Genomic DNA, 23,169 nt, shown 5'->3' with positions numbered 1-23,169 from the left:
GGGGGCGGGGATGGCGGCTGGGGCGGGGCGTTCGATCGGCTTCGTGCGGGAGCAGGACCTGCTCCCGCGCGTCTTCTGGGCCGCCGACGGCGCGTCCCTGCAGGGACAGGCCAGGGCGGTGGCGCTCTCCCGCTGGGAGCTGCTCCTGCTGGTGGGCGCCGCCTTCGCGGGCTCCGCGGACGGCCCGGTCTGGGCCTGGGCCGCCGCCGTGGCGTACCTCGGCGCGCTGTTCATCGCCGTCACCGTCGCCCGGCAGAACCCGCAGCGGCTCTGGTACGACGGCCGGGCGGTCGCCGAGTCGGTGAAGACCCTGGTGTGGAAGTACGCGGTGCGCGCCGACTCCTACCAGCCGCCGCCGCGCAAGCTGCCGGACGCCGAGCGCCTCTACGACGTCCAGCTCTCCGGCATCCTGGGCGAGTTCGACACCGGCCTGGTCGCCCCCGGCGTCATCGAGGAGCTCGGCACCTGGCGCGCCCCGGCCCGCCACCCGCAGATCACCGACACCATGGAGAAGCTGCGCGAGCAGCCGCTCCCGGTCCGCCGCGAGATCTACCTGCGCGAGCGGGTGCAGAGCCAGCGCCAGTGGTACCAGGCCAAGGCCATCCAGTGCCGCAACGCCACCCGCCGGGTCGGCCGGCTCGCCATCGTGCTGCCCGCCGCGGGCCTGCTGCTGGCCGTGCTGCGCGCCCTCGGCCAGTTCGGCTTCGACGCGCTCGGCGCGGTCTCCGCCGTCGCCGCGTCCGTCGCCGCCTGGGCCCAGCTGCGCCAGTACCGGCCGCAGGCCGCCGCCTACACCCTCGCCGCCGCCGAACTCGCCAAGGTGGAGGCCCAGTTGGCCTCCCTCGACCTGGACTCCGCGGAGGCCGAGGAGATCTGGGCCCGGTTCGCCCGGGACGCCGAGGACGCCATCTCCCGGGAGCACACCACCTGGCAGGCGCGCCGCGAGGTGCGCAGCCTCGACATCCCCAGCTGAGCAGGAGGGCCGCCGCGTGGCGACACGGAGGATCGAGACCCCGGACGGCGGCGTCCTCGCCGTCGACACCTCGGGCGACCCGTCCGGCAGGCCGGTGTTCCTGCTCCACGGCACCCCCGGCAGCCGGGTCGGCCCCGCCCCGCGCAGCGCCGTCCTGGCCCGGATGCGGGTCCGCCTGATCTCCTTCGACCGCCCCGGCTACGGCGAGTCCACCCGGCTGCCCGGCCGCGACGTCGCCGCCGCCGCGCACGACGTCACCGTGATCGCCGACGCCCTCGGCCTCGACCGCTTCGCCGTGGTCGGCCGCTCCGGCGGCGGCCCGCACGCGCTCGCCTGCGCCGCGCTGCTCCCCGACCGGGTCCACCGGGTCGCCACCCAGGTCTCGCTCGCCCCCCGCCACGCGGACGGCCTCGACTGGTTCGCGGGCATGACCGCCTCCAACGAGCGCGCCTACCGCCAGGCCGAACTGGGCCAGCCCCGGATCGCCGGCCAGTTCCAGGTCCGCTCCCGGGTGATCCGCCGCGACCCGGCCCAGCTGATCCGCAACCTGGTCCCCGAGCTCAGCCCGCCGGACCGCACCGTCGTCGCCGACATCGGCATCCGCCGGATGCTCCACTCCACCTACCGCCAGGCCTTCCGCTACGGCGCCGACGGCTGGATCGACGACGTCCTGGCCTTCGTCACCGACTGGGGCTTCGCCGTCGGCGACATCGGTGTCCCGGTCCGCCTCTGGCACGGCGCCGACGACAAGTTCTCCCCCGTCGGCCACTCCGCCTGGCTCGCCGACCACATCCCCGGCGCCCAGCTCTACCTCGAACCCGGCGCCGCGCACTTCGGCTCCCTCAAGGAGATGACGGACGCCATCCGCTGGGTCACCCACACCTGACGGGAACGGGGGCGCGGGGAACCGCGCGAGCGACCCGGCGCCCCCGGCAGGACCGCGAGGGAGCGGCCACCCGCCGCCCGCCTCGCGACCTCGCTGCCGTCCCCCTCCCGCCCCGCGCAGCGTCGTCTCAGAGCGGCTGCGGCTCCAGGTCGCGGTTGGTGCGCTGCCACCTGCGGGCCGCGACGACGGACGGGTGCTCCTCCCCGAAGAGTTCGACCAGGCCGGCGACGGCCGGCATCCGCAGGGCCTCCGCCTCGCTGCGCCGGCCCGCCTCGCGGAGGGTGACGGCGAGGTTGGCCTGGCAGATCAGCGCGTCGGGGTGGTTGGCCCCGTAGCGGGTGGCGAGCCCGTCGTGGGCGATGCGGCCGAGCAGTTCGGCCTCCTCGTACTCGCCGTTCTCCCCGAGCGCGTTGGCGAGGTTGAGGGTGGCGTTGAGGACGAACGGGTGGCCGTCGCCGAGGACGCGGGCCAGGCCCGCCGCCGCGGCGCGGCCGTGGGCGGTGGCGCCCTCCAGGTCGCCGGAGCCGCGCAGGTAGATGGCGAGGTTGTTCTCGCAGGCGAAGGTGAAGGGGTGGTCGTCGCCGAAGAGCCGGCGGTGGCCCTCGTAGGCGTCGGCGGCGATGTCGCGGGCGGTCTCCTTGTCGCCGGCGGCGCTGTGGTCGGCCGCCAGGTTGAGCCGGCAGGCGAGGGCGTCGGCGAAGTCGGGGCCGAACAGGTCGAGGTAGCGCTCGTAGGTGCGTTCGGTGAGTTCGCGGGCCTCGGCGTACTGTCCGGCCCGGCGGAGCGAGACGGCGAGCGACTTGGCGTTGCGCAGTTCCTCGGGCAGGTCGGACTGCGGGAGGTCGGCGAAGGCCTCGGTGACTTCCCGCAGCAGTTCCACCGAGCCCTTGTAGTCGCCCATCTCGCGCAGGTCGCGGGCGAGGTTGGACTTGGTGCCGAGGGTGTAGGGGTGGTGCGGGCCGCGGACGGCGCCGTTGCGTTCGACGGTGTCCTGGTCGAGGTCGCGGGCAGCCGCGGTGTTGCCGACCAGGCGGTGGTCGATGGCGAGGTTGTTGGCGACGGTGAGGGTGCGCGGGTCGTCCTCGCCGAAGAGTTCGACGAACTGGTCGTAGGTGTCCTGGTCGAGGGCGAGCGCCTCCTGGAACCGGTTGAGGTAGCGCAGGTCGGCGGCCATCGAGTTGGCGGTCATCAGGGTGTACGGGTGGTGCTCGCCGAGGAGTTCGCGCTGCCCGGCCAGGGTCTGCTGGTTGAGGGCCAGCGAGTCGGCGTAGAACCCCTTGGAGCGCAGCACGTTGGCGATCTGCAGGCGCAGGCTGAGGATCTGGCGGCGCCAGATCCGCTGCTCGGTGCTGTCGCCCTCGGTCTCGGCGCGGACCGTCCAGGCGGCGTCGAGCTGGCGGCCGAGCTGCAGGGCCTGTTCGAGGTCGACGCGCTTCCACAGGTAGCGGACGCGGTCGATGAGCAGTTCGCGGACCTCGCGCTCGTCGCAGTCCTGGGCCCGGGACGGCGTGAGGTGGGGCCAGATCTTCTCCAGGGTGGGCCAGTTGACGGGGTCGTCGGTGTCGCCGCGCTGGGGCCGGGCGTTGACCAGGATGCGGTGCACCTGGTGCATGGCGGTGTTGCGCTCGGCCTCGCTCATGCCGCTGCGGACGACGGCCTGGACGAGCCGGTGGACCTGGAAGGAGTCGGATCCGGCGTCGGTCTTGGCGAGGGCGTAGCGGCTGACGGCGCGCAGCACCTTGCCGAGCAGGAAGGTGTCGGTGAGCTCCTCGTCGTAGGGGACGAGGGCGAGCCGCATCTGCTCGGAGAAGAAGAACTGCCGCAGCGAGATCGGCTCGGGCGCGAAGAAGGCGCACAGCTCCAGCAGCCGGACGGCGGCGGGCGACTGCTCGCGCAGCCGGGTGATGGAGACGTTCCAGGTGAGCCCGACGGGGGTGGGGTAGTCGACGGGGGTCTCGCCGGCCGCGAGGACCTTGGTGGCCTCGGCCTTGAGCTGGTTGACGTAGGTGTCGACGGGGGTGCGGGTGGTCTCCAGCCAGGCCGCGGCGACCTCGACGGCCAGCGGCAGGTCGCCGACGGCCTCGGCGACCCGGTCGGCGTCGCCGCGGGCGAGGCCGCGGACCCGGCGGGTGAGGTGGTCGACGGACTCGGTGCGGTCGAACACGTCGACGTTGAGCACGCCGGCCTGCCCGGACCAGCCCTGGTTGCGGGAGGTGACCAGGATGTGGCCGGGGCCGTCGGGGAAGAAGCGGCGGATCTCGCCGGGCTCGTCGGCGTTGTCGAAGATCAGCAGCCAGTTGGGGGTCGGGATGCCCTGCCGGAGCGCGTCGCGGGCGGCCTGCGCGGCCTCGCTGACGTTGTCGCCGACCCGCAGTCCGAGGCGTCCGGCGAGGTCGGCGAGGTCGACCACGACGTTCTCGCTCTGCTCGGCGTCGATCCACCACACCAGGTCGTAGTGCGACATGTAGCGGTGCGCGTACTCCAGCGCGACCTGGGTCTTGCCGACGCCGCCGAGGCCGTACAGGGTCTGCGGCGGGGGCAGCACGGCCGTGGTGCCGCCCGCGAGCTGGGCCCGCAGGTCGTCGAGGACCTTGACCCGGCCGGTGAAGGAGTGGTTGCGCTGCGGCACCTCCCAGTAGGTGGGCTTGGTGCCGGGGAAGCGCGGCGCGCCGGGGCTGCGCTCGGGCAGCTCGGCCTCGGTGCGGCCGAGCGCGCGCAGCAGCGCGGTGGCGGCGGCGACCTCGTCGCGGCCGATCAGGTCGACGGGGTTGCGGTTGTTGTACGGCGCGTTCAGCCGGACGTCGGAGACCCGGACCGGGATCAGCTGGCGGCGGGCCCCGGCCGGGTCGGCGAGCACGGTGCGGTCCCACAGCGCCTGGGCCTGCGGCGACTGCAGGTAGGCGGCGGACAGCAGGGCGACGGTGCGGTACGCGGAGTCGATGCCGCGCCCGGTGGCCTCGCGCGGGTTGGCCCCGGCGCCGACGTCGCGCGGGACGACCCGGTAGCCCGCGTCGGCGAGCAGCGCGGAGATCCAGTCCGCCCAGGCCCGGTCCTCGGGGACGTAGCTGAGGTACAGGTCGGCGGGGGCGGTGGGGCGGCGGCGGGCGAAGCCGTCGAGGAAGCGCAGCCGCAGGTCCTCGGGCATCGGCGGCAGCCCGCCGACCCGGTTCTGGGTGATCTCCCGGGTCAGCCGCTCGTTGGCGGCGAGCATCGAGCCGGGCAGCCCGGGCTGGTCGCCGAACGGGGCGAGGATCTCCTCGTACGCGTAGAACGGCCGGTAGGGGATCTCCACCCCGGCCCAGTAGCGGGCCAGTTCGCTCTCGCCGAAGCCCGCGGGCAGGCCGGCGAACTTGATCCGGGCCAGCGCCCGGCCCGCGTCGGCCTTGTCCTTCTCGCCCTCGTCGATGCGCATCGGGACGGGCAGGATCCGGATGTCGCGGTCGCCGTAGCGGTCCTCGATCACCCGGGCGATCCGGGAGGCGCCGTCGATGGACTGGTCGCTGAGGGTGAAGCAGACCACCAGGTCGTCGGGCATCTCGACGGTGCAGATGTCGGCGGTGTCGGTGAGGCCGGTGCGGCTGTCGATCAGCACGTAGTCGTAGCGGCGCTTCATGTCGGCGCGCAGCGACTGGATGAACCGGCGGCCCTCGTAGCGCTCGTACAGCAGGTCCCAGTCCAGGCGGGCCACCGAGTAGTCGCGGTTCTGCTGCCCGGCGGGGACGAGGTCGATGCGGCCGCCGCCGGGGAAGTGCGGCCAGGCCAGCGAGAGGGCGTGCGGGTGGATCCGGGCGAAGTCCTCGATCCACTCGGGGTCGCGGTCGATCGGGCGGCGGGCCTCTTCGAGGTAGTCGCCGAACAGGTCCATGATGCCGGTGGTGGCGGCGACCACCTCCGGGTTGAGGAAGGGCCGGAAGAACTGGGCCAGGCCGGGGGCCTCCAGGTCCCAGTCGACGACCAGCACCCGGTAGCCGTTGGCGGCCAGGATCCAGGCGCTGTTGGCCAGGGCCATGGTGCGGCCGGTGCCGCCCTTGTAGGAGTAGAAGGTGACGATCCGGCCGTGCCGGTTCTCGATCGTGGCGTCGCGGCGGCGCGCCTGGATCTGCGGGCCCTTCGCCGGCCTCTCGGTCATGACGTTCCCTCCCTCGGGCCCTTGGGTGCCCGTCGTGGTGCGCACGCCGTGCTCACCGGCCGGAGTCCCGACCGCCCGGTGTCCTGCGAGGTGCCGTTCCGGGCCCGGTCAGGGCCCGATGCTGGGTCTGCGGTCGACCGGCCCGTCGTCCGGGCCGTCCCGGTGCTGCTGCTCGTGGGCGGTGCAGGCGCGCATCACGGCGCGCTCCATCTCGCCGCGGAACTCCTCGATGCTGCCGGGGGCCCCGGTGGGGCCCTCGTCGCGCAGGCTGGGCCGCTGCCGGGAGCCGCGGCTGACGGACAGCACGTCGTCGCCGAGCTCGTCGAGCATCCGCTCGTGGTCGCGGCTCTGCTGGTCCTCGCGGTTCCAGGGCTCGATGACGGCGACCGGACCGAGGTTGCGCCGGTCCAGCCGGCGCCGTCCTGGGCCAGCGGCCGGGAGGAGTCCGGCCGGTACGGCTGCCAGTCGGTGCGCTGCTCGCCGTACCAGAACGCGCTGCGCTGGGGCGGCAGTTCGCGCTCCCGGTAGGAGAACACCGAGATCCGGACCTGGTCGGCGTTGTCGGGCGGGTCGAAGGCGGACGGCTGGGACTCGAAGTCCAGCACCTGCCCGATCGGGATGACGGTCTGCTCGGCGACGTCGACGATCCGCCGGGCCAGCCGCCACACCGCGGTGTGGTACTCCGAGCTGAACGCGGCGATCTTCATCAGCGCGTACAGGCCCTCGGTCGCGTACTCGGCGCCGAAGCTGTCGTGGTTGAACTGGAGCTCACCGGCGACCCGGGGCAGCTGGTAGTGCTCCATCGCCACCCACAGCGCCGGGACGATGCCGGTCATCCGCTCCGCGGTGGGGCGCCGCTGGTAGACCGAGCGGCGGCTGAACAGGTGCCACTCCCGGCCGCACGCCTCGGACTTGAAGTAGCGCGGCGAGTACAGCGGCACGAACACCCGGCAGGTGGCCAGCTCCCGGGAGAGGCGCTCGGCCCACTTCTGGCCCTGGTGCATGGAGCGGTCCATGAAGCCGACGGGGTGCCCGGACGGCGCGTCGGTGATCTGCAGGATCGCCTCGGACAGGTCCTGGTACAGCTTCGCCACCCACAGGTTGGGGTCGGCCGCGCCCCGCGAGTTGATCCGCGGCGTGTGCGCGTAGCTGAGGAAGAAGTACGGCCTGGGCGCGTCCTTCCTCTGGCCCGCCCCGCTGCTCACACGCGCCTCCCCCGAGCCCGCCTGTCACTGTTCCCCCGAAAGGGACTCAAGTGTAGGAAGGTCGGCGGTCCGAATGGAATAGGGCCTTGATCTGATCCGGCGTCAACTCCGGCCGTTCCGGTACCACTTGGCTGCGAGGTCGACCGCTTCGCGGATCGGCATCAGGTGGCAGCGGGCGTCGCCGACCGGGCCGTGCCGCAGCGGGGCGCCCAGCTGCGCGTCGAGCAGCGCGCCCATCGCCTCGAAGTGGTCGTCCCGCAGCCGGGTGCCGGTGAACTCGACCACCTCGCGCCCGCCCGCCCCGTCCCGCCGGACGCAGGTGTACACCTGTTCCGGCCGGTCCGGCTGCCAGTACTCCAGCAGGTGGAGCGGGGTGCAGCACCACACCGGCACGCCGAGCATCAGGCTCCGCGCCCGGTTCCGGTACAGCCACCCGGCGGGCGAGTCGTCGCCGAGGTGGCACTCCAGCCGGTGGCCGTCGGTCAGCTCGGCGGCGGCGGGCCCGACCGCGGTGAACGAGGTCTGCGGGTGCGCGCTGCGCAGCGCTCCGGGCAGCAGCCGGACCTCCTCGGCGAGCCGCCCCATGGTCGGCGAGGCGGCGGTCAGGGCGCGGTCCCAGACCGGCATCCGCTCGTGGTATCCGGCCAGTTGGGCGGGGGTCAGGCCGGCGGTGGCGGCCCGGTAGTGGGGGGAGGTCCGGGAGTTCTCGGGCGTAGCGGTGTAGACGACGAGCGTGCCGCGCGCCCCCAGCGCCCCGAGGAGCGCCTCCACCACCCCTTGCACGCCCCCCGTCACCGGCCCGACCGCCCGCAGCGAGGACTGCACCAGCAGGACCTCGCCCTCCCGCACGCCCAGGTCCCTCAGGTGGCCGACGAGTTCGCCGACCTCCCAGGGCCGCCCCCGGCCGGTGCGCGCCGCCCGCTCCGGGCGGACCGCCGTCCCGGTCACGGCCGGGCCGCCGCTGCGCGCTCGCGCCAGGCGGCCAGGTTCGCCGCGGCGTCCTCGGCCGCCGCCCGCTCGGCCGCCGCCCCGACCGGCACCGCCAGCGCGGGCGCGAGCCCCGCGCGCATCCCCGCGGCGAAGCGCTCCCCGAGCGGGGTGAGCGAGCCGGACCCGGCCAGCGTCTCGATCGCCCCGGCGGTGTGCGACCGCCAGCGCGCCAGCTGCACCCGGGCGTCGTCCCCGCCCGGTCCGCCGTCCAGCGCCCGCACCCGGCTCGCCCAGTACGCGGCGACCGCCAGGTGCGCGTACGTGCCCTGCAGCAGCCCCTCCAGCGGGCGCGGGTCGGGCCGCCAGGGCGCGTGGTAGAGCCGCTCGTCCGCCCGGTCGTACAGGTCGTGGAAGTCGAGCACCGCGCCGAGCTTGACGTGCTGGAACTCGTGGGCGAGCAGCAGCGCCAGCGTGGGCGCGGTGGCCGGCCGGGCGATCCCGACCGCCCCGTACGCCTGCCGGGCGGCGGCCGAGACGTCCCGCCCGGCCGGGCCGGGGCGCAGCGGGGTGAGGGTGGACAGGCCGGCGCGGAGGCCGGGGGCGTACTCGGGCAGGTCCCGGCCGAGCAGCTCCCAGGCGCCCTGCAACGCGCCCGTCCAGGCGTGGAGTTCGGCGTCGTCCAGGCGTTCGGCGACCGGCCACTGGTGGCTGTCGCGCTGCGGGTCGGTGTCCTCCAGGGCGACGGTCCAGCCGTCGGGGAGGGCGACGCCGCGCACCGGCTGCCAGCGCCCGTCCCCGGGGTCGTCCCGGCCGACCCGGACGCCGCCGACCTCGAAGCCCTCCGGGCCGCCGGTGAGCACCGCCTCGCCCGCCCCGCCGACCAGCACCCGCCCCAGCGTGGGCAGGTGCACGGCCCCGGCGCGGACCGGCAGCGCCAGCTCGAAGGAGCGGCGGGCCCGCAGCGCGGCCGCGGCCGCCACCTCGGCCATCCCGCCCAGGTCCGCCCCGCCGGGGCCCGCCCCGGCCTCGCCGCCCAGGCAGCGCACCGCCCAGGCCCGGACGTACGGGTGGGCCAGCACGGCGGACAGCGCGGCGCGGTCGGTGCCGTCCAGCGAGGTGACCAGGCCCCAGGCCGGGGAGGCGCTGCCGACCGCGGCCACCAGCCGCCGGGTGAGCCCGAGTTGGGCGGCCGACAGGGCGCGGACGGTGTCGGCCCCGCCGAGGCCCGTCGCCAGTTCGTCGAGCTGGCGCCCGGTCAGCGCGGCACCGGACGGGTCCTGGGCCGGGACGGCGGCGGCGGGCGCCGTCCGGTCCCGGATGGTGGTGATCAGCTTCAAGAGGTCCCCGCAGAAGACGGAGGGGTTGCGGAAGCCGGAGCCGTCGTCGCCCCGGTAGCGGTGTGCGTAGAGGCCCCCGCCGCAGGAGCGCACCACCGGGCAGGCCCGGCACTGCTCGGCCAGCCCGGCCAGCCCGGACTGCCGCTCCACCATGCCGGGGTGGGCGGCGACCCGGTCGAAGCCGTGCTCGAAGACCGTGAACCCGGTCTCGGGCGCCCCGTCGTAGGCGGTCTTCAGGCTGTCGGCCTGTTCCAGCGTCCCGTCGGTCTCGACGACCACCAGGTCCGCCGGGCCGAGTCCGAGCGACTCGGTGAGGCTGGTCAGGCCCCGCAGCGTGCGGTGCACCGAGTCGAAGATCCGCACCGGCACCGGGCGGCCCCGCTCGGTCCAGTGCCGGTGGACCGCCAGCAGCCAGTCGGCGTAGGGTGTCGGCCCCGAGCCCTCGGGCCGGACGGGCGGGTGGTCCCAGGTGGCGTGCGGCAGGAGGAAGTCGATCCGCGGCGGTTCCTCGGCGGCCAGGGCCTCGTACACCGCGACCGGGTCGTTGGCGACGTCGATCGTGCACAGCAGCCCGGCGTACAGGTGCCGGAACTCCGGTTCGCGCAGCAGGGCCAGCGCGGCCAGCACCTTGGCGTGGCTGGAGCGGCCGTCCGGGAAGAGGCGGTGCCGGTCGTTGGCGGCCCGGTCGCCGTCCAGCGAGATGCCGACCTTGATCCCCTGCTCGGCGAACAGCTCGCAGAAGCGGCGGCTCAGCAGCACCCCGTTGGTGTGGATCCGCAGGTCCAGCTCGCAGCCCGCGGGCAGTGCGGCCCGCAGCAGTCCGGCGGCCCGCCGCAGCCGCTCCGGGCCCGCGAGCAGCGGCTCCCCGCCGTGCAGCACGACGTGCACGGCGGGGAGCCGGTGGGTCCTGGCGTGCTCCCCGATCCGCCCGGCCGTCCGCTCCAGCACCTCGTCCCCGACCACCCTGGGCTTGCGGCCCCAGCTGGTGTCCTCGTGCTCGTAGACGTAGCAGTGGTCGCAGGCCAGGTCACAGCGGCTGTGGACCTTCAGGACGAACTGGCTGAAGGGCACTGTTTCGAACATGTCGGACGGACCGATTCGACGCGTTCCGTCCGCTCAGATGGACGACTGGAAGGCAGCCACCGACACCTGGCGGCCCCCCGCGGTCGGGAGCGCCCGCTCGATCTGCGCGGTGAGCTCCTCGACGTCCAGGGCGGCGAGGTCGGCCAGGCTCTCACACTCGGAAGCGACCCGAGGCTCGGACAGGTCTTCGACAAGTGCAGTGGTCATCGGCGTTGCCTTCATTCATCGAGGCGTGCGAACGGGGGATCGCCGCAGCCGGAATCCATCAGTGTCGCGAGTCACTGCGGCCTGACACCGATGCACAGCATAGACCTTGGGAGCACCCGGCGAGGCAAGGCCCGGAAGCCCGCCGGCGGGCCCTCCGGCCCTTGTCCGCAAGGAAGTTGAAGGCCCATCAGCGCCCCACGAACCACCCGTTCGGCGGTACCGGCACTCGACCGAGCGTGCTAACGAAGGTCGAACTGGCGGCCCGCCCCCGACGACGGGTCAGGGGCAGAGCCGCTCGACCCGCCACCCCTCGGCGGTGGCGACGTACCGCAGCCGGTCGTGCAGCCGGTTCTCCCGGCCCTGCCAGAACTCGACGGCGCGCGGGACGACCCGGTAGCCGCCCCAGAACGGCGGGACGGGCACCCCCTCGCCCTCCGGGTAGCGGGCGGCCAGGTCGGCGTACCGGCGCTCCAGCACCCCGCGGTCGGCCACCGGGCTGGACTGCTCGCTGGCCCAGGCGCCGAGCTGGGAGCCGTGCGGGCGGGTGCGGAAGTAGGCGGCGGTCTCGTCCCGGCCGACCTTCTCCACCCGGCCGGTCACGATGACCTGGCGGGCCAGCACGATCCACGGGAAGAGCAGCGCGGCGTTCGGGTTGGCGGCCAGGTCGGCGCCCTTGCGGGAGCCGTAGTTGGTGAAGAACACGAAGCCGCGCCGGTCGTAGCCCTTGAGCAGGACGGTGCGCGCGGAGGGCAGCCCCTCGGCGTCGGCGGTGGAGAGCACCATCGCGTTGGGCTCGGGCACGCCCGCCTCGCCCGCCTCGTGGAACCAGCGGGTGAACTGCTGGTACGGGTCGTCGGCGAGCTCCCCCTCGGCGAGCCCCTCGTGCAGGTAGTGCTCGCGCATCACCGACGGGTCCGGCCCGGGGCGCTCCCCGGTCGGCGCTGCGGGCGCGGCGGGCCCGGCGGGCTCCGTGGGCTCCGTGGGCAGGGGCAGGGCACTCGGCTCGGTGCTCGGGTGGCGTTCCGCGGTAGGCACGCCCCCATCATCCCGTACGACAAGCGCCGGGCGCCGCCGCCTCCGGGGGCGCGGTCGGGAGTAGGGTGGCACGCCACCGCTTCACGACCCGCCTGCCGGGGAATCGTCCGGCTACCGCCCGGGACGCCCCGAAAATCCGCCGACGACGCCGGAGACGACAGGGGTGCGAGCGGCCCGTGGGGGAAACATCACCGTCGTGGTGTATGGCGCAATGCACTCCGTGCCTGACAATCTGACACCGAGTGCCAACCACCATCGGCCACCGGCGCGCCGCCCCACCACGGCCGCGCGCCGCGTCGGATCACTGAAGGAGCCGTTCTGATGTCGGATTTCGTACCCGGCCTTGAGGGTGTAGTCGCCTTCGAGAGCGAGATCGCCGAGCCCGACCGCGAGGGCGGGGCGCTGCGCTACCGCGGGGTGGACATCGAGGACCTGGTCGGCCAGGTCTCCTTCGGGCACGTGTGGGGCCTGCTGGTGGACGGCAAGTTCGCCCCCGGCCTGCCGGCCGCCGAACCGTTCCCGATCCCGGTCCACTCCGGTGACATCCGGGTCGACGTGCAGTCCGCCCTCGCCATGCTCGCCCCGGTCTGGGGCCTCAAGCCGCTGCTGGACATCTCCGCCGAGCAGGCCCGCGACGACCTCGCCCGGGCCGCCGTGATGGCGCTGTCGTACGTGGCCCAGTCGGCCCGCGGCCAGGGCCTGCCGATGGTGCCGCAGCGCGAGATCGACAAGGCGGGGACCATCGTCGAGCGGTTCATGATCCGCTGGCGCGGCGAGCCGGACCCGAAGCACGTCAAGGCCGTCGACGCGTACTGGACCTCGGCCGCCGAGCACGGCATGAACGCCTCCACCTTCACCGCCCGGGTGATCGCCTCCACCGGCGCGGACGTCGCGGCGGCGCTGTCCGGCGCGGTGGGCGCGATGTCCGGCCCGCTGCACGGCGGCGCGCCGTCCCGGGTGCTCGGCATGATCGAGGAGATCGAGCGCACCGGCGACGCGGCGGGCTACGTGAAGCAGGCCCTGGACAAGGGCGAGCGGCTGATGGGCTTCGGCCACCGCGTCTACCGCGCCGAGGACCCGCGCGCCCGGGTGCTGCGCCGCACCGCCAAGGAGCTCGGCGCGCCGCGCTACGAGATCGCCGAGGCGCTGGAGAAGGCCGCGCTGGAGGAGCTGCACAACCGCCGCCCCGACCGCGTGCTGGCCACCAACGTCGAGTTCTGGGCCGCCATCATGCTGGACTTCGCCGAGGTCCCGGCGCACATGTTCACCTCGATGTTCACCTGCGCCCGCACGGCCGGCTGGTCGGCGCACATCCTGGAGCAGAAGCGCACCGGCCGGCTGGTCCGCCCGGCCGCCCGCTACATCGGCCCGGGCTCCCGCAAGCCGCAGGAGATCGAGGGCTGGGACCAGATCGCCGGCTGACCCACTTCCGGGTGAAAAGCTGACCGGCCGTCAGCACCGGCACGGCCGCCACCGGGCGCGTGGACACCCCCTGACCAGGGGTCACGCGTTCCGGTGCGGCCTGTCCGGGGCGGCCAAGATCACGTCTCAGCGGCCGGACGGGCGTACCGCCGCCGCACGTCCGGGGGATAGGGTGCGGGGGTGGCTCAGATTCAGATCCCCGCCGACAATCTGCCCAACGACGGCCGCTTCGGCTGCGGCCCCTCCAAGGTGCGCCCCGAGGCCCTGAGTGCCCTCGCCGCCACCGGAACCTCCCTGCTGGGCACCTCCCACCGCCAGGCCCCGGTGAAGAACCTCGTCAAGCGCGTCCGCCAGGGCGTCGCCGAGCTGTTCTCGCTGCCGGAGGGCTACGAGGTCGTGCTCGGCAACGGCGGCTCCACCGCGTTCTGGGACATCGCCGCGTTCGGCCTGGTGCGCGAGAAGTCGCAGCACCTGGACTTCGGCGAGTTCTCGTCCAAGTTCGCCTCCTCCGTGAAGGCCGCCCCGTGGCTGGCCGAGCCCACGGTGATCAAGACCGCCCCGGGCACCCACCCGCTGCCGGTCGCCGAGGCGGGCGTGGACGTCTACGGCCTCACCCACAACGAGACCTCCACCGGTGTCGCGATGCCGATCCGCCGCCCCGAGGGCGCGGACGCCGGCTCGCTGGTCCTGGTCGACGCCACCTCCGGCGCCGGCGGCCTGCCGGTCGACATCCGCGAGACGGACGTCTACTACTTCGCCCCGCAGAAGTCCTTCGCCTCCGAGGGCGGCCTCTGGCTGGCCACCTTCTCGCCGGCCGCGCTGGAGCGCGCCGCGGAGATCGCCGGCTCCGGCCGGTACGTCCCGCCGTTCTTCGACCTGCCGACCGCGATCGACAACTCGTCGAAGGACCAGACGTACAACACCCCGTCCATCTCCACCCTCTTCCTGCTGGCCGACCAGTTGGAGTGGCTGAACGGCCAGGGCGGCCTGGAGTGGGCGGTGGCCCGCACCGCGGAGTCCTCCTCGATCCTGTACTCCTGGGCCGAGAAGTCCTCCTTCGCGCAGCCCTTCGTGGCCAAGCCGGAGGAGCGCTCGCAGGTCGTCGGCACCATCGACTTCGACGACTCGGTCGACGCCGCCGCGGTCGCCAAGGCACTGCGTGCCAACGGCATCGTGGACACCGAGCCCTACCGCAAGCTGGGCCGCAACCAGCTGCGCATCGCGATGTTCCCGGCGGTCGACCCGGCGGACGTCGAGAAGCTCACCGGCGCCATCGACTACGTGGTCGAGCACCTGAACGACTGACGCCCCGCGTCCTCCCCGGAGGCCCCGGCCCGCTCGCGGACCGGGGCCTCCGGCGTGCCCGCCGGTCCGGGCGCGTCACCAGGCGTACGCCTCCGGCGCGGGGCCGCCGCCGTTCGGGCCGGGCGGCGGGAAGAGCCGGTCCAGTTCGGCCAGCAGTTCCGCGTCCAGTTCGAGGTCCAGGGCGGCCAGCGCGCCGTCCAGTTGCGCCACGGTGCGCGGGCCGACGATCGGGCCGGTGACGCCCGGTCGGGCCAGCAGCCAGGCCAGGCCGACGTGCGCCGGGTCGGCGCCCGCCCGCGCGCACAGGTCCTCGTACGCCGTCAGCGTCCCGTGGTGCGCGGCCAGGGCGGCCGCCGCGTGCCCGCTGCCGCCGCGGGCCGCGGTGCCCTCCCGCCGCTTGCGCAGCACGCCGCCGAGCAGGCCGCCGTTCAGCGGGCCCCACGGGATCACGCCGATGCCGTAGTGGCGGGCGGCGGGCAGCACCTCCAGTTCGGCCCAGCGGGTCATCAGGTTGTACCGGGACTGCTCGGCGACCAGGCCGAGGAAGTGCCGTTCGCGGGCGGCCTCCTGGGCCTGGGCGAGGTGCCAGCCCGCGAAGTTGGAGGAGCCGAAGTACAGCACCTTGCCCTGCTGCCGCAGGACGCCGAAGGCCTCCCAGACCTCCTCCCACGGGGTGTGCCGGTCGACGTGGTGCATCTGGTAGAGGTCGATCCGGTCGGTGCCGAGCCGGCGCAGCGAGTCCTCGCAGGCGCGCCGGATGTGCAGCGCGCTGAGGCCGCCCTCGTTGGGGCGGGAGCCGGTCGGGAGGTAGGCCTTGGTGGCCAGGACGGTCCGCTCGCGGCGCTCCGGGTCGCCCGCGAACCAGCGGCCGATGATCTCCTCGGTGGAGCTCTCGCCCGGGCGGGTGCCGTAGACGTTCGCGGTGTCGAAGAAGTTGACGCCCGTCTCGTGGGCCCGCTGCATGATCGCGTGGCTCTCGCGCTCGTCGGTCTCCGTCCCGAAGTTCATCGTGCCGAGCACCAGCCGGGACACCTGCAGTCCGCTGCGGCCGAGTCGGGTGTACTCCATGGCAACCGCCCCCTCATCCCCTGGCCGACCCACCGGTAGGGTCGCGCCGCCGCAAATCATACCGACAGACCTGTATGAAAAAGTGGGAAGAGCCCACGGGAAGCGGGCCCCAAACCCTCCGACGGTCGCGGACGCCACCGGTAGGATGCAGACAGGTCGGCACCCTCACCGGTGCCCCGACGCCGCACGAGGAGACCGGGCATGACCAAGCAGGAACGCGGCATCCGCTCGCGGCGGGCCATCCTGGAGGCCGCGGCCGAGGTCTTCGACCTGCGCGGGTACGAGGCCGCCGGGACCAACGAGATCCTCGCCCGCACCGGCCTGACCAGGGGCGCGCTCTACCACCACTTCCCGTCCAAGGAAGCCGTCGCGCTCGCCGTCCTGGAGGCCCACGGCGACGGCCTCGCCGTCCCCGAGCACTCCAGCCGCCTGCAGTCCGTCATCGACCTGTGCTTCGCCTTCGCCGACCGCCTGCACACCGACGCCGTCCTGCGCGCCGCCGTCCGCCTCGCCGTCGAGCAGACCTCGCTGCCGCGCCCCGCCGTCACCCCGTACGAGCAGTCCCGCGCCGTGGTCCGCACCCTGCTCGCCGAGGCCGCCGCCCAGGGCGAGACGCTGCCCGGCCTCGACCTCGACGAGGCCGCCGACGTGGTCATCGCCGCGTTCACCGGCGTCCGGGTGATGTCCCAGGTCCACACCGCCCGCGCCGACCTGCCCCGGCGCCTCACCGCGCTGTGGCGGATGCTCCTGCCCGGCATCGCCGGCCCCGGCATGATCGGCCGCCTGCGCACCACCCCGCCGCCGACGGCGGACGGGGGCGCCGCGTCCGCTACTTCTGCATGATCGCGCCGACGATCACCACGGCGAGCAACAGAACGAACGCGCCGGTCACGATCCGCATACGGGTCTTCGGGTCCACGCTTCGAGACTAGTCGGTCGCACGCCCCGGCCCGCACCCAGCCCTGACGGGGACCCGCCGCAGCGCACGCCTCCACGGCTGGGCCCCCTCCCGTTGGGCAGGCTAGGGGCATGCTCACCTACGACTCGACCGGCTTCCGCCTCGACGGCCGACCGCTGCGCATCCTGTCCGGTGCGGTGCACTACTTCCGCAGCCGCCCCGAGCAGTGGCCCGCCCGGCTGGCGGCGGTGCGCGCGATGGGCCTGAACACCGTCGAGACGTACGTGCCGTGGAACCTGCACGAGCCCGCGCCGGGCCGCCGCGAACGGCTCGGCGAACTCGGCGCCTTCCTCGACGAGGCGCACCGCCAGGGCCTGTGGACGATCGTCCGGCCCGGCCCGTACATCTGCGCCGAGTGGGACAACGGCGGCCTGCCCGGCTGGCTCACCGCCCGGGTCGGCCGCCGCGCCCGCACCGGCGACCCCGCCTACCTCGCCGCCGTCGACGCCCACTTCGACGCCCTGCTGCCCCAGGTCGTCGAGCGCCAGTGGGGCCGGCCCGGCGGCACCGTGCTGATGGTGCAGGTCGAGAACGAGTACGGGGCCCACGGCAGCGACGCCGCTTACCTCGCCCACCTGGTCCGCGGCCTGCGCGGGCGCGGCGTCACCGTCCCGCTGTTCACCTCCGACGGCCCCGAGGACCACATGCTCGCCGCGGGCACCGTCCCCGGCGTGCTGGCCACCGTCAACTTCGGCTCCGACCCGGAGGGCGCCTTCGCCGCCCTGCGCCGCCACCGCCCCGAGGACCCGCCGTTCTGCATGGAGTACTGGAACGGCTGGTTCGACCACTGGGGCGGCCCCCACCACGCCCGCGACGCCGCCGACGCCGCCGACACCCTGCGCCGCATCCTCGCCGCGGGCGGCTCCGTCAACCTCTACATGGCCCACGGCGGCACCAACTTCGGCACCACCGCCGGGGCCAACCACGCCGACCCGCCGTTCAACTCCACCGACTGGACGCACTCCCCCTACCAGCCCACCACCACCTCCTACGACTACGACGCGCCCCTCGACGAACGCGGCCTGCCCACCGCCAAGTTCGACGCCTTCCGGCAGGTCCTCGCCGACTTCGCCGCCGAACACCCGGACGAGGCCCGCTACTTGGACGGCCGAACCCCCGAACTGCCCACGCCCGAACCGCTGCTGGACGCCCGCGAGGTCACCCTCGACGAGTGCGCCGAGCTGCCGTTCGGCCCGGCCGTCGCCTCGCCCGTCCCCCCGCTCTTCGAAGAGCTCGGCCTGGAGCACGGCCTCGTCCGCTACACCGCCACCGTGCCCGCACTCAGCCCCGAACTCCCGCTCACCGTCGAAGGGTTGCGCGACCGGGCCACCCTCCGGGTGGACGGCGGGCCCGCCACCGCGCTCGAACGCGGCGTGGCCGCCGAACCGGTCGCCGCGGGCGGCGGCGCCCGCGTCCGCCTGCTCGTCGAATCCCTCGGCCGGGTCAACTACGGCCCGCGGGTCGGCGAGACCAAGGGCATCACCGGCGTCCGCCACGAACGCCAGTACCTGCACGGCTGGCACGCCGAACCGCTCCGCCTGGACCCGCTCCCCGACCCCGCCGTCTGGACCCCCGGCACCCCCGCCCCCGAGGCGCTCGCCCGCGGCACCCTCCACCTCGACACCCCCGGCGACACCTTCCTCGCCGTCCCCGGGGGCCACCACGGCTACCTCTGGGTCAACGGCTTCCTCCTCGGCCGCTACGACGCCAGGGGCCCGCAGACCACCCTGTACTGCCCCGGCCCCCTGCTCCGCCCCGGCCCGAACACCCTCACCCTGCTGGAACTCGGCCCCGCCGCCCCGACCCGCATCGCGCTCCGCGAGGCCCCCGGGACCGGAGGCTGAGCGTCCAGGGGCGCGGGCAACGGCGCGGCCGGATCGCGGAGCAGGTCGCCCCCCTTGCGCCGTTCCGCGGGCGCAGCGGGTCTCAGGTGCCCAGCGGCCACCCCTCCAGCGCCGTGTAGCGGGCCGGTCCGTAGCCCGTCTCGCTGCGCATCAGCTGGATCCGTCCGGCCCGCCACTCCCGGCCGCGGAAGCCCCGCATCGCGTCGGCCATCGCCGCCAGCTCCCCCCGCCCGCCCGGTCCGCCCGGTCCGCCCGGTCTCCGGCCGCGGGTGGTGCCGGAGCGGGCGAGGGTCAGGTGGGGGTGGAAGCCGTGCTCCTCGTCCTCGGCGCCGAGCGTGCGCCGCACGGCCGCGGCCAGCTCCCGCAGGGCCCGGACCTCGCCCTCGACGCCCGCCCAGAGGGCCCGTTCGCCGAAGGTGCCGCTGCCGGACAGCCGCAGCACGTGCTCCGGGTGCTCGCCCGCGACCCGGGCCAGGGCGTGCTCCAGGGCGGGCACCTCGTCGGCCGGGACTTCGCCGAGGAAGGCCAGGGTGAGGTGCCACCCGGCGGGTTCGGTCCAGCGCAGCCGGTCCGCGCCGGGGAGTTCGCGCAGGGGCTCCACGGCGTCGACGAGTTCCTGCTTGGCGGGGGCCGGAGGGTTCACGGCGACGAAGAGCCTCATCCCGCCATCCTGCCGCACCGCCTCCCCCGCCGGTCCGATAGAAAGAAGGTCATGCACATCCGCACCGGAGGCCCCGGTTCCGACGCCGTCCTGCTGAACCTGCTCGACGGCGCGGTCGCCTGGCTGACCGCGCGGGGCCGCACCGACCAGTGGGGGACGGAGCCGTGGTCGCGGCGCCCGGGCGCCGCCGAGCGGGCGGCGCGGGTGACGGCGGAGAACCTGGTGCTGATCGCCGAAGCGGAGCCGGAACCAGGGGCGGAACCAGGGGCGGACCCGGGCCCGGGGCCGGACGGCGCCCCGCTGGGCATCTGCGTGCTGGCCGACCGCGCCCCCGAGCACCTCCCGCCCGCGGGCGAGCCGGAGCTGTTCGTCCGCTGGCTGGTCACCGACCCCGCCCACCGCGGGGCGGGGATCGGTGCGGCCCTGGTCGCCGAGGCCCGCCGCCGGGCCCGCGGGCGCGGGGTCGGCCTGCTACGGGTCGACTGCTACGCGGGCGGCGGCGGCCGGCTGGTCGCCCAGTACGAGCGGCTCGGGTTCACCCGCACCGCCTCGTTCACCGAGGACCGGCCGACCGGTCCGTGGCCGGGGCAGCTGCTGGAGCTGCGCACCGGCTGAGGATCAGCAGGCGGTCGCCAGGCCGTCCTTCTGCACCACCGAGAACACCCGGCCGCGGGTCCGCACCGGGTGCAGGTCCAGGCGCAGGCGCAGGCCGCCGATCCGGCCGAGGACCAGCGCGACCACGCCCGCCGCGACGGCGGAGACCAGGCCGCAGGCGAGCAGGCCGAGGCGCGGGCCGTACTCGGCGGTGATCCAGCCGACCAGCGGGGCGCCGATCGGGGTGCCGCCGGTGAAGACCAGGACCAGCAGGCCCATCACCCGGCCGCGCATCTCGGGGTCGGTGCCGAGCTGCAGGGCCGAGTTGACCGAGGTGTTGAAGGTCAGGCCGAACACGCCGATCAGGGTGAGCAGCAGGGCGAAGGTCCAGTAGCCGGGGGCGAACGCGGCCAGCACCTCCAGGGCGCCGAAGGCGAGCGCGGCGAAGACCAGGCGGCGCAGCCGGGGCGCGCCGCGGCGGGCGGCGAGCAGGGCACCGGCCAGCGAGCCGACCGCCATGGCGGTGTTGAGCAGGCCGTACGCGCCCGCGCCGACGTGGAAGGTGTCGTGCGCGAAGCCCGCGAGCAGGGTCGGGAAGTTGAACCCGAAGGTGCCGATGAACCCGGCGAGCACCATCGGCCACAGCAGTTCGGGGCGTTCCCGGACGTACCGCAGGCCCTCGCGGAGCTGTCCGCGGCGGCGGGCGATCCGCTCGACGGGGCGCAGCTCGCTGCTGCGCATGGCGAGCAGGCCGCCGATGACCGCGACGAAGGAGAGCGCGTTGACGGCGAACGCCCAGCCGCTGCCGACCGCGGCGATCAGGGCGCCCGCGACGGCGGGGCCGACCAGGCGGGCGGTCTGGAAGTTCGCGGCGTTCAGGCTGACGGCGTTGGCGAGGTCCTTGGCCGGGACCATCTCGCTGACGAAGGCCTGCCGGGTCGGGTTGTCGACGACGGTGACCAGGCCGAGCAGCAGCGCGAACAGGTACACCGCGACGGGCGTGACGAGCCCGGTGACGGTGAGCAGGGCGAGGCCCGCGGCGAGCAGGCCCATCGCGCCCTGGGTGGCGATCAGCAGGCGGCGCTTGGGCAGCCGGTCGGCGAGGACGCCGCCCCACAGGCCGAGCAGCAGCATCGGCAGGAACTGCATGGCGGTGGTGATGCCGACCGCGAACGGGCTGCCGGTGAGGCTGAGCACCAGCCAGTCCTGGGCGATGCGCTGCATCCAGGTGCCGGTGTTGGAGACCACCTGTCCGGCGAAGTAGTACCGGTAGTTGCGGATGCGCAGGGACGAGAACATCCCTCCCGGGCGGGTGAACCGGCCCGGCGAAGCGGCGGGAGCCTCCGCCGCGGTGGGATGCTCGGGGTCGTCGTCGCCGCTGCCCGGCAGGCCCGCGGGGGCGGGTGCCTGGCTCTGCGCGGCGGGGGCGCCGGTGGGCGCGGTCTCGGTGGCGGCCGCTTCGTCGGTGAGCGGTTCGTCGTGGCGCACGCCCGCGGGGCGGGTGGTCAGGCGCCGGGGGTCGGTGCGGAGGTCGGTGCGGATGGTCGCGGTGCGGATCGCGGCGGCGCGGGCGGCCGGCGGTGTCAAGGTGGTCTCCCCTCGGCGCGCCGCGACCGTTCGTCCGGTCGCGGCGCGTTCTGTGACGCTGGTGGGTGCTGCGGTGATGCGGTTCTCCTTCGTACGCCCGGGACGGGACGGACCCTGGTCGTGCCGGTCGGCGGTGCTACAGGTTGGCCAGTTTGTAGAGCGCGGGCGCGGCCGCCTTCAGCCGTTCCCACTCCTCCGGGTCGAGGCCCTCGGCGAGCGCGGCCAGCCAGGCGTTCCGGCGGCGGCGGGACTCGTTGAGGATCTCCTCGGCCTGCTCCGTACTGCTGACCACCACCTGCCGGCGGTCCTCCGGGTGCGGCTCGCGCCGCACCAGGCCCTTCTCCTCCAGCATCGCGATGATCCTGGTCATGGACGGCGGCTGGACGTGCTCCTTGCGGGCCAGCTCGCCTGGTGTCGCCTTGCCGCAGCGGGCCAGGGTGCCGAGCACCCCCATCTCGGTGGGGCTCAGCGACTCCTCGACCCGCTGGTGTCGCAACCGTCGGGCCAGGCGCATCGCGGACGACCGCAGCTGGCTGACCGCCAGCAGGTCGTCCTCGGACATCTCGGGCATGTCATTAGCCTACGTCATTACTAAGGCTAAGGAAAATTGATTTCGCCCGGCCCGGCCGGCGGAGGACCGCTCAGTCCGCGGTGAGGTGGAAGCCCAGCCGGCCGAAGCGCAGCCGGTCCCCGGCCCGGACCACGGTGCCGCCGGCCACCCGGCGGTCGTTGACGAAGGTGCCGTTGCTGGAGCCCAGGTCGTACAGCACCCAGTCGCCCGCCTCGAAGCGCAGCTCGGCGTGGTGCCGGGAGACGGTCGAGTCGCCCAGCCGGAGGTCGGAGCCGGTCATCCGGCCGATCCGCAGCCGCCGGACGGCCGGGTCGGGCAGCTGCAGCCTGGTCAGCTGCTCGGCGTGCCAGGTCTGCCGCAGCCGGACCTGGAGCGCGGAGACCCTGGCGACGCTGCGCAGCAGGGCCCGGGAGACCGGGCCGTAGGTGCGCAGGTCGCCGACCACCTCGGCGAGTTCGGCGCGACTGCGGGCGGTCAGCACCAGCTCCATCCGGCGGATGAAGGTGTCGTGCGAGAGCCGGCCGCTGCCGACCCCGTCCCGCAGCACCTCCAGCGCGCTGTCCCGCTCGGCCTGCGAGGGGCGGGCGAGCTGGGTGCTGAACTCCTGAGCGGCCATAGCGTGATTGTCGGGCGGCCGGTCCGCGCTGTCCAGCACGCTGCCCGCCCCCGGTCCGGGGGACGGCCGGCCACCCCGCGCGGCCCGCGGGTCCTCGGCCCGGTCCGGGCCAACTCCCCGGCGTCCGGGCGCCGTCCGGGCGCCGTCCGGGCGCCGTCCGGGCGAGCACCCCTCCAGGCGATCACCGTCCTGGCAGGCCCCGTCCTGGCAGGCCCCGTCCTGGCAAGATCTGGCGGAGCACCGACGACCGGCCCGGAGGAGCGCCCGCCATGCCCGTGATCGCCGTGACCGGGCACCTGGACCTCGCCCCGGCCACCTCCCGCGCCGTCCGCGCGGCCCTGGACGTGCTGCTGTCCCGCTACCCGGCCGCGGAGTTGACCGGCGTCTCCTGCCTCGCGCCGGGCGCCGACACGCTGTTCGCGGACGCCGTGCTGGCCCGCGGCGCCCGCCTGGTCGCCGTCCTGCCCGGCCCGTCCCACCCCGGCCCGCGGGCCACCCCCGCCGAGCGGGCCGCCTTCGACCGGCTGCGCGCCGCCGCGCACCGGGTGCTGGTGCTGCCCGCCCTGCGGCTCGACCCGGCCGCGTACGTGGCCGCCAACGCCCGGCTGCTGCAACTCGCCGACCGGCTGGTCGCGGTCTGGGACGGCGGGCCGGGCAACGGCCCGGGCGGAACGGCCGACATGGTCGCCGCCGCCCGGGCCGCCGGACTGCCGGTGGACGTCCTGTGGCCGCCCGGCGCGACCCGCACCGGACGCTGA

The 23,169-nt window shown here is 74.7% G+C and carries 19 protein-coding genes; 8 read left to right on the top strand and 11 right to left on the bottom strand.

Going from position 1 to position 23,169, the window contains the following annotated elements; translation table 11 throughout:
• Positions 1-43 precede the first annotated feature (43 nt).
• The gene (locus OO57_RS02600) at positions 44-973 is read left to right on the top strand and encodes a DUF4231 domain-containing protein (RefSeq protein WP_051776421.1); all 930 of its coding nucleotides are present in this window, start codon (positions 44-46) and stop codon (positions 971-973) included.
• Positions 974-989: 16 nt separating this feature from the next.
• A complete protein-coding gene (locus tag OO57_RS02595) occupies positions 990-1,859 on the top strand; it encodes an alpha/beta fold hydrolase (protein ID WP_234337189.1) in 870 nt (289 codons plus the stop codon).
• A gap of 127 nt (positions 1,860-1,986) precedes the next feature.
• Here OO57_RS02595 and fxsT read toward each other — a convergent pair whose 3' ends face one another.
• From fxsT to pdxH, 6 genes are all read right to left on the bottom strand, one after another.
• Entirely contained in the window at positions 1,987-5,988 is a 4,002-nt protein-coding gene (fxsT, locus tag OO57_RS02590) for an FxSxx-COOH system tetratricopeptide repeat protein (RefSeq protein ID WP_106973881.1), read from the bottom strand.
• A gap of 194 nt (positions 5,989-6,182) precedes the next feature.
• Positions 6,183-7,193, bottom strand: a complete 1,011-nt coding sequence (locus OO57_RS02585; protein ID WP_051776419.1) for a TIR-like protein FxsC — start codon at positions 7,191-7,193, stop codon at positions 6,183-6,185.
• A gap of 102 nt (positions 7,194-7,295) precedes the next feature.
• The gene (locus OO57_RS02580) at positions 7,296-8,141 is read right to left on the bottom strand and encodes an AAC(3) family N-acetyltransferase (protein ID WP_234337188.1); all 846 of its coding nucleotides are present in this window, start codon (positions 8,139-8,141) and stop codon (positions 7,296-7,298) included.
• Positions 8,138-10,543, bottom strand: coding sequence for an FxsB family cyclophane-forming radical SAM/SPASM peptide maturase (locus OO57_RS02575; protein ID WP_033250568.1), 2,406 nt, complete (start codon positions 10,541-10,543; stop codon positions 8,138-8,140). Before OO57_RS02575 ends, OO57_RS02580 begins: the two co-directional genes overlap by 4 nt.
• 33 nt (positions 10,544-10,576) lie before the next feature.
• Complete coding sequence (fxsA, locus tag OO57_RS40305; RefSeq protein ID WP_063737477.1) at positions 10,577-10,750, bottom strand: FxSxx-COOH cyclophane-containing RiPP peptide; 174 nt, start codon at positions 10,748-10,750, stop codon at positions 10,577-10,579.
• A gap of 279 nt (positions 10,751-11,029) precedes the next feature.
• Positions 11,030-11,653, bottom strand: a complete 624-nt coding sequence (gene pdxH, locus OO57_RS02570; protein ID WP_033250567.1) for a pyridoxamine 5'-phosphate oxidase — start codon at positions 11,651-11,653, stop codon at positions 11,030-11,032.
• Between the two features lie 453 nt (positions 11,654-12,106).
• On the opposite strand from pdxH, the gene OO57_RS02565 reads away from it, so the two are divergent.
• Positions 12,107-13,207, top strand: a complete 1,101-nt coding sequence (locus OO57_RS02565; protein ID WP_033250566.1) for a citrate synthase 2 — start codon at positions 12,107-12,109, stop codon at positions 13,205-13,207.
• 180 nt (positions 13,208-13,387) lie between these two features.
• On the top strand, positions 13,388-14,512 hold the full coding sequence (gene serC, locus OO57_RS02560) for a phosphoserine transaminase (RefSeq protein ID WP_033250565.1): 1,125 nt from the start codon (positions 13,388-13,390) through the stop codon (positions 14,510-14,512).
• A 75-nt stretch (positions 14,513-14,587) separates the two neighbouring features.
• Here serC and OO57_RS02555 read toward each other — a convergent pair whose 3' ends face one another.
• Entirely contained in the window at positions 14,588-15,580 is a 993-nt protein-coding gene (locus tag OO57_RS02555) for an aldo/keto reductase (protein WP_033250564.1), read from the bottom strand.
• A gap of 201 nt (positions 15,581-15,781) precedes the next feature.
• Here OO57_RS02555 and OO57_RS02550 point away from each other — a divergent pair, with 201 nt between their 5' ends.
• A complete protein-coding gene (locus OO57_RS02550) occupies positions 15,782-16,423 on the top strand; it encodes a ScbR family autoregulator-binding transcription factor (protein ID WP_033250563.1) in 642 nt (213 codons plus the stop codon).
• Between the two features lie 186 nt (positions 16,424-16,609).
• Positions 16,610-18,382 (top strand): glycoside hydrolase family 35 protein, encoded by a 1,773-nt coding sequence (locus OO57_RS02545; protein ID WP_033250562.1) that lies wholly within the window; start codon positions 16,610-16,612, stop codon positions 18,380-18,382.
• Positions 18,383-18,464: 82 nt separating this feature from the next.
• Here the strand turns inward: OO57_RS02545 and thpR are convergent, their stop codons facing one another.
• Positions 18,465-19,043 carry an RNA 2',3'-cyclic phosphodiesterase gene (gene thpR / locus OO57_RS02540; RefSeq protein ID WP_051776416.1) on the bottom strand — a complete coding sequence of 193 codons (579 nt, stop codon included), beginning with the start codon at positions 19,041-19,043 and terminating at the stop codon, positions 18,465-18,467.
• 51 nt (positions 19,044-19,094) lie between these two features.
• Between thpR and OO57_RS02535 the strand changes: the two genes are divergently transcribed.
• Positions 19,095-19,658, top strand: coding sequence for a GNAT family N-acetyltransferase (locus OO57_RS02535; protein WP_081973411.1), 564 nt, complete (start codon positions 19,095-19,097; stop codon positions 19,656-19,658).
• Between the two features lie 3 nt (positions 19,659-19,661).
• Here OO57_RS02535 and OO57_RS02530 read toward each other — a convergent pair whose 3' ends face one another.
• The 3 genes from OO57_RS02530 to OO57_RS02520 all read right to left on the bottom strand — a co-directional run bounded on the left by OO57_RS02530 (position 19,662) and on the right by OO57_RS02520 (position 22,411).
• The gene (locus OO57_RS02530; RefSeq protein ID WP_081973412.1) at positions 19,662-20,936 is read right to left on the bottom strand and encodes an MFS transporter; all 1,275 of its coding nucleotides are present in this window, start codon (positions 20,934-20,936) and stop codon (positions 19,662-19,664) included.
• A gap of 424 nt (positions 20,937-21,360) precedes the next feature.
• On the bottom strand, positions 21,361-21,795 hold the full coding sequence (locus OO57_RS02525) for a MarR family winged helix-turn-helix transcriptional regulator (RefSeq protein WP_033250560.1): 435 nt from the start codon (positions 21,793-21,795) through the stop codon (positions 21,361-21,363).
• A gap of 70 nt (positions 21,796-21,865) precedes the next feature.
• The gene (locus OO57_RS02520) at positions 21,866-22,411 is read right to left on the bottom strand and encodes a DUF1707 and FHA domain-containing protein (protein ID WP_033250559.1); all 546 of its coding nucleotides are present in this window, start codon (positions 22,409-22,411) and stop codon (positions 21,866-21,868) included.
• 269 nt (positions 22,412-22,680) lie between these two features.
• Here OO57_RS02520 and OO57_RS02515 point away from each other — a divergent pair, with 269 nt between their 5' ends.
• The gene (locus OO57_RS02515) at positions 22,681-23,169 is read left to right on the top strand and encodes a hypothetical protein (protein ID WP_033250558.1); all 489 of its coding nucleotides are present in this window, start codon (positions 22,681-22,683) and stop codon (positions 23,167-23,169) included.

It is taken from the genome of Kitasatospora phosalacinea (assembly GCF_000717185.1).
GTDB lineage: Bacteria > Actinomycetota > Actinomycetes > Streptomycetales > Streptomycetaceae > Kitasatospora > Kitasatospora phosalacinea_A.
The sequence above is the reverse complement of the archived record's forward strand: the minus strand, read 5'-3'. Positions and strand labels throughout refer to the sequence as shown.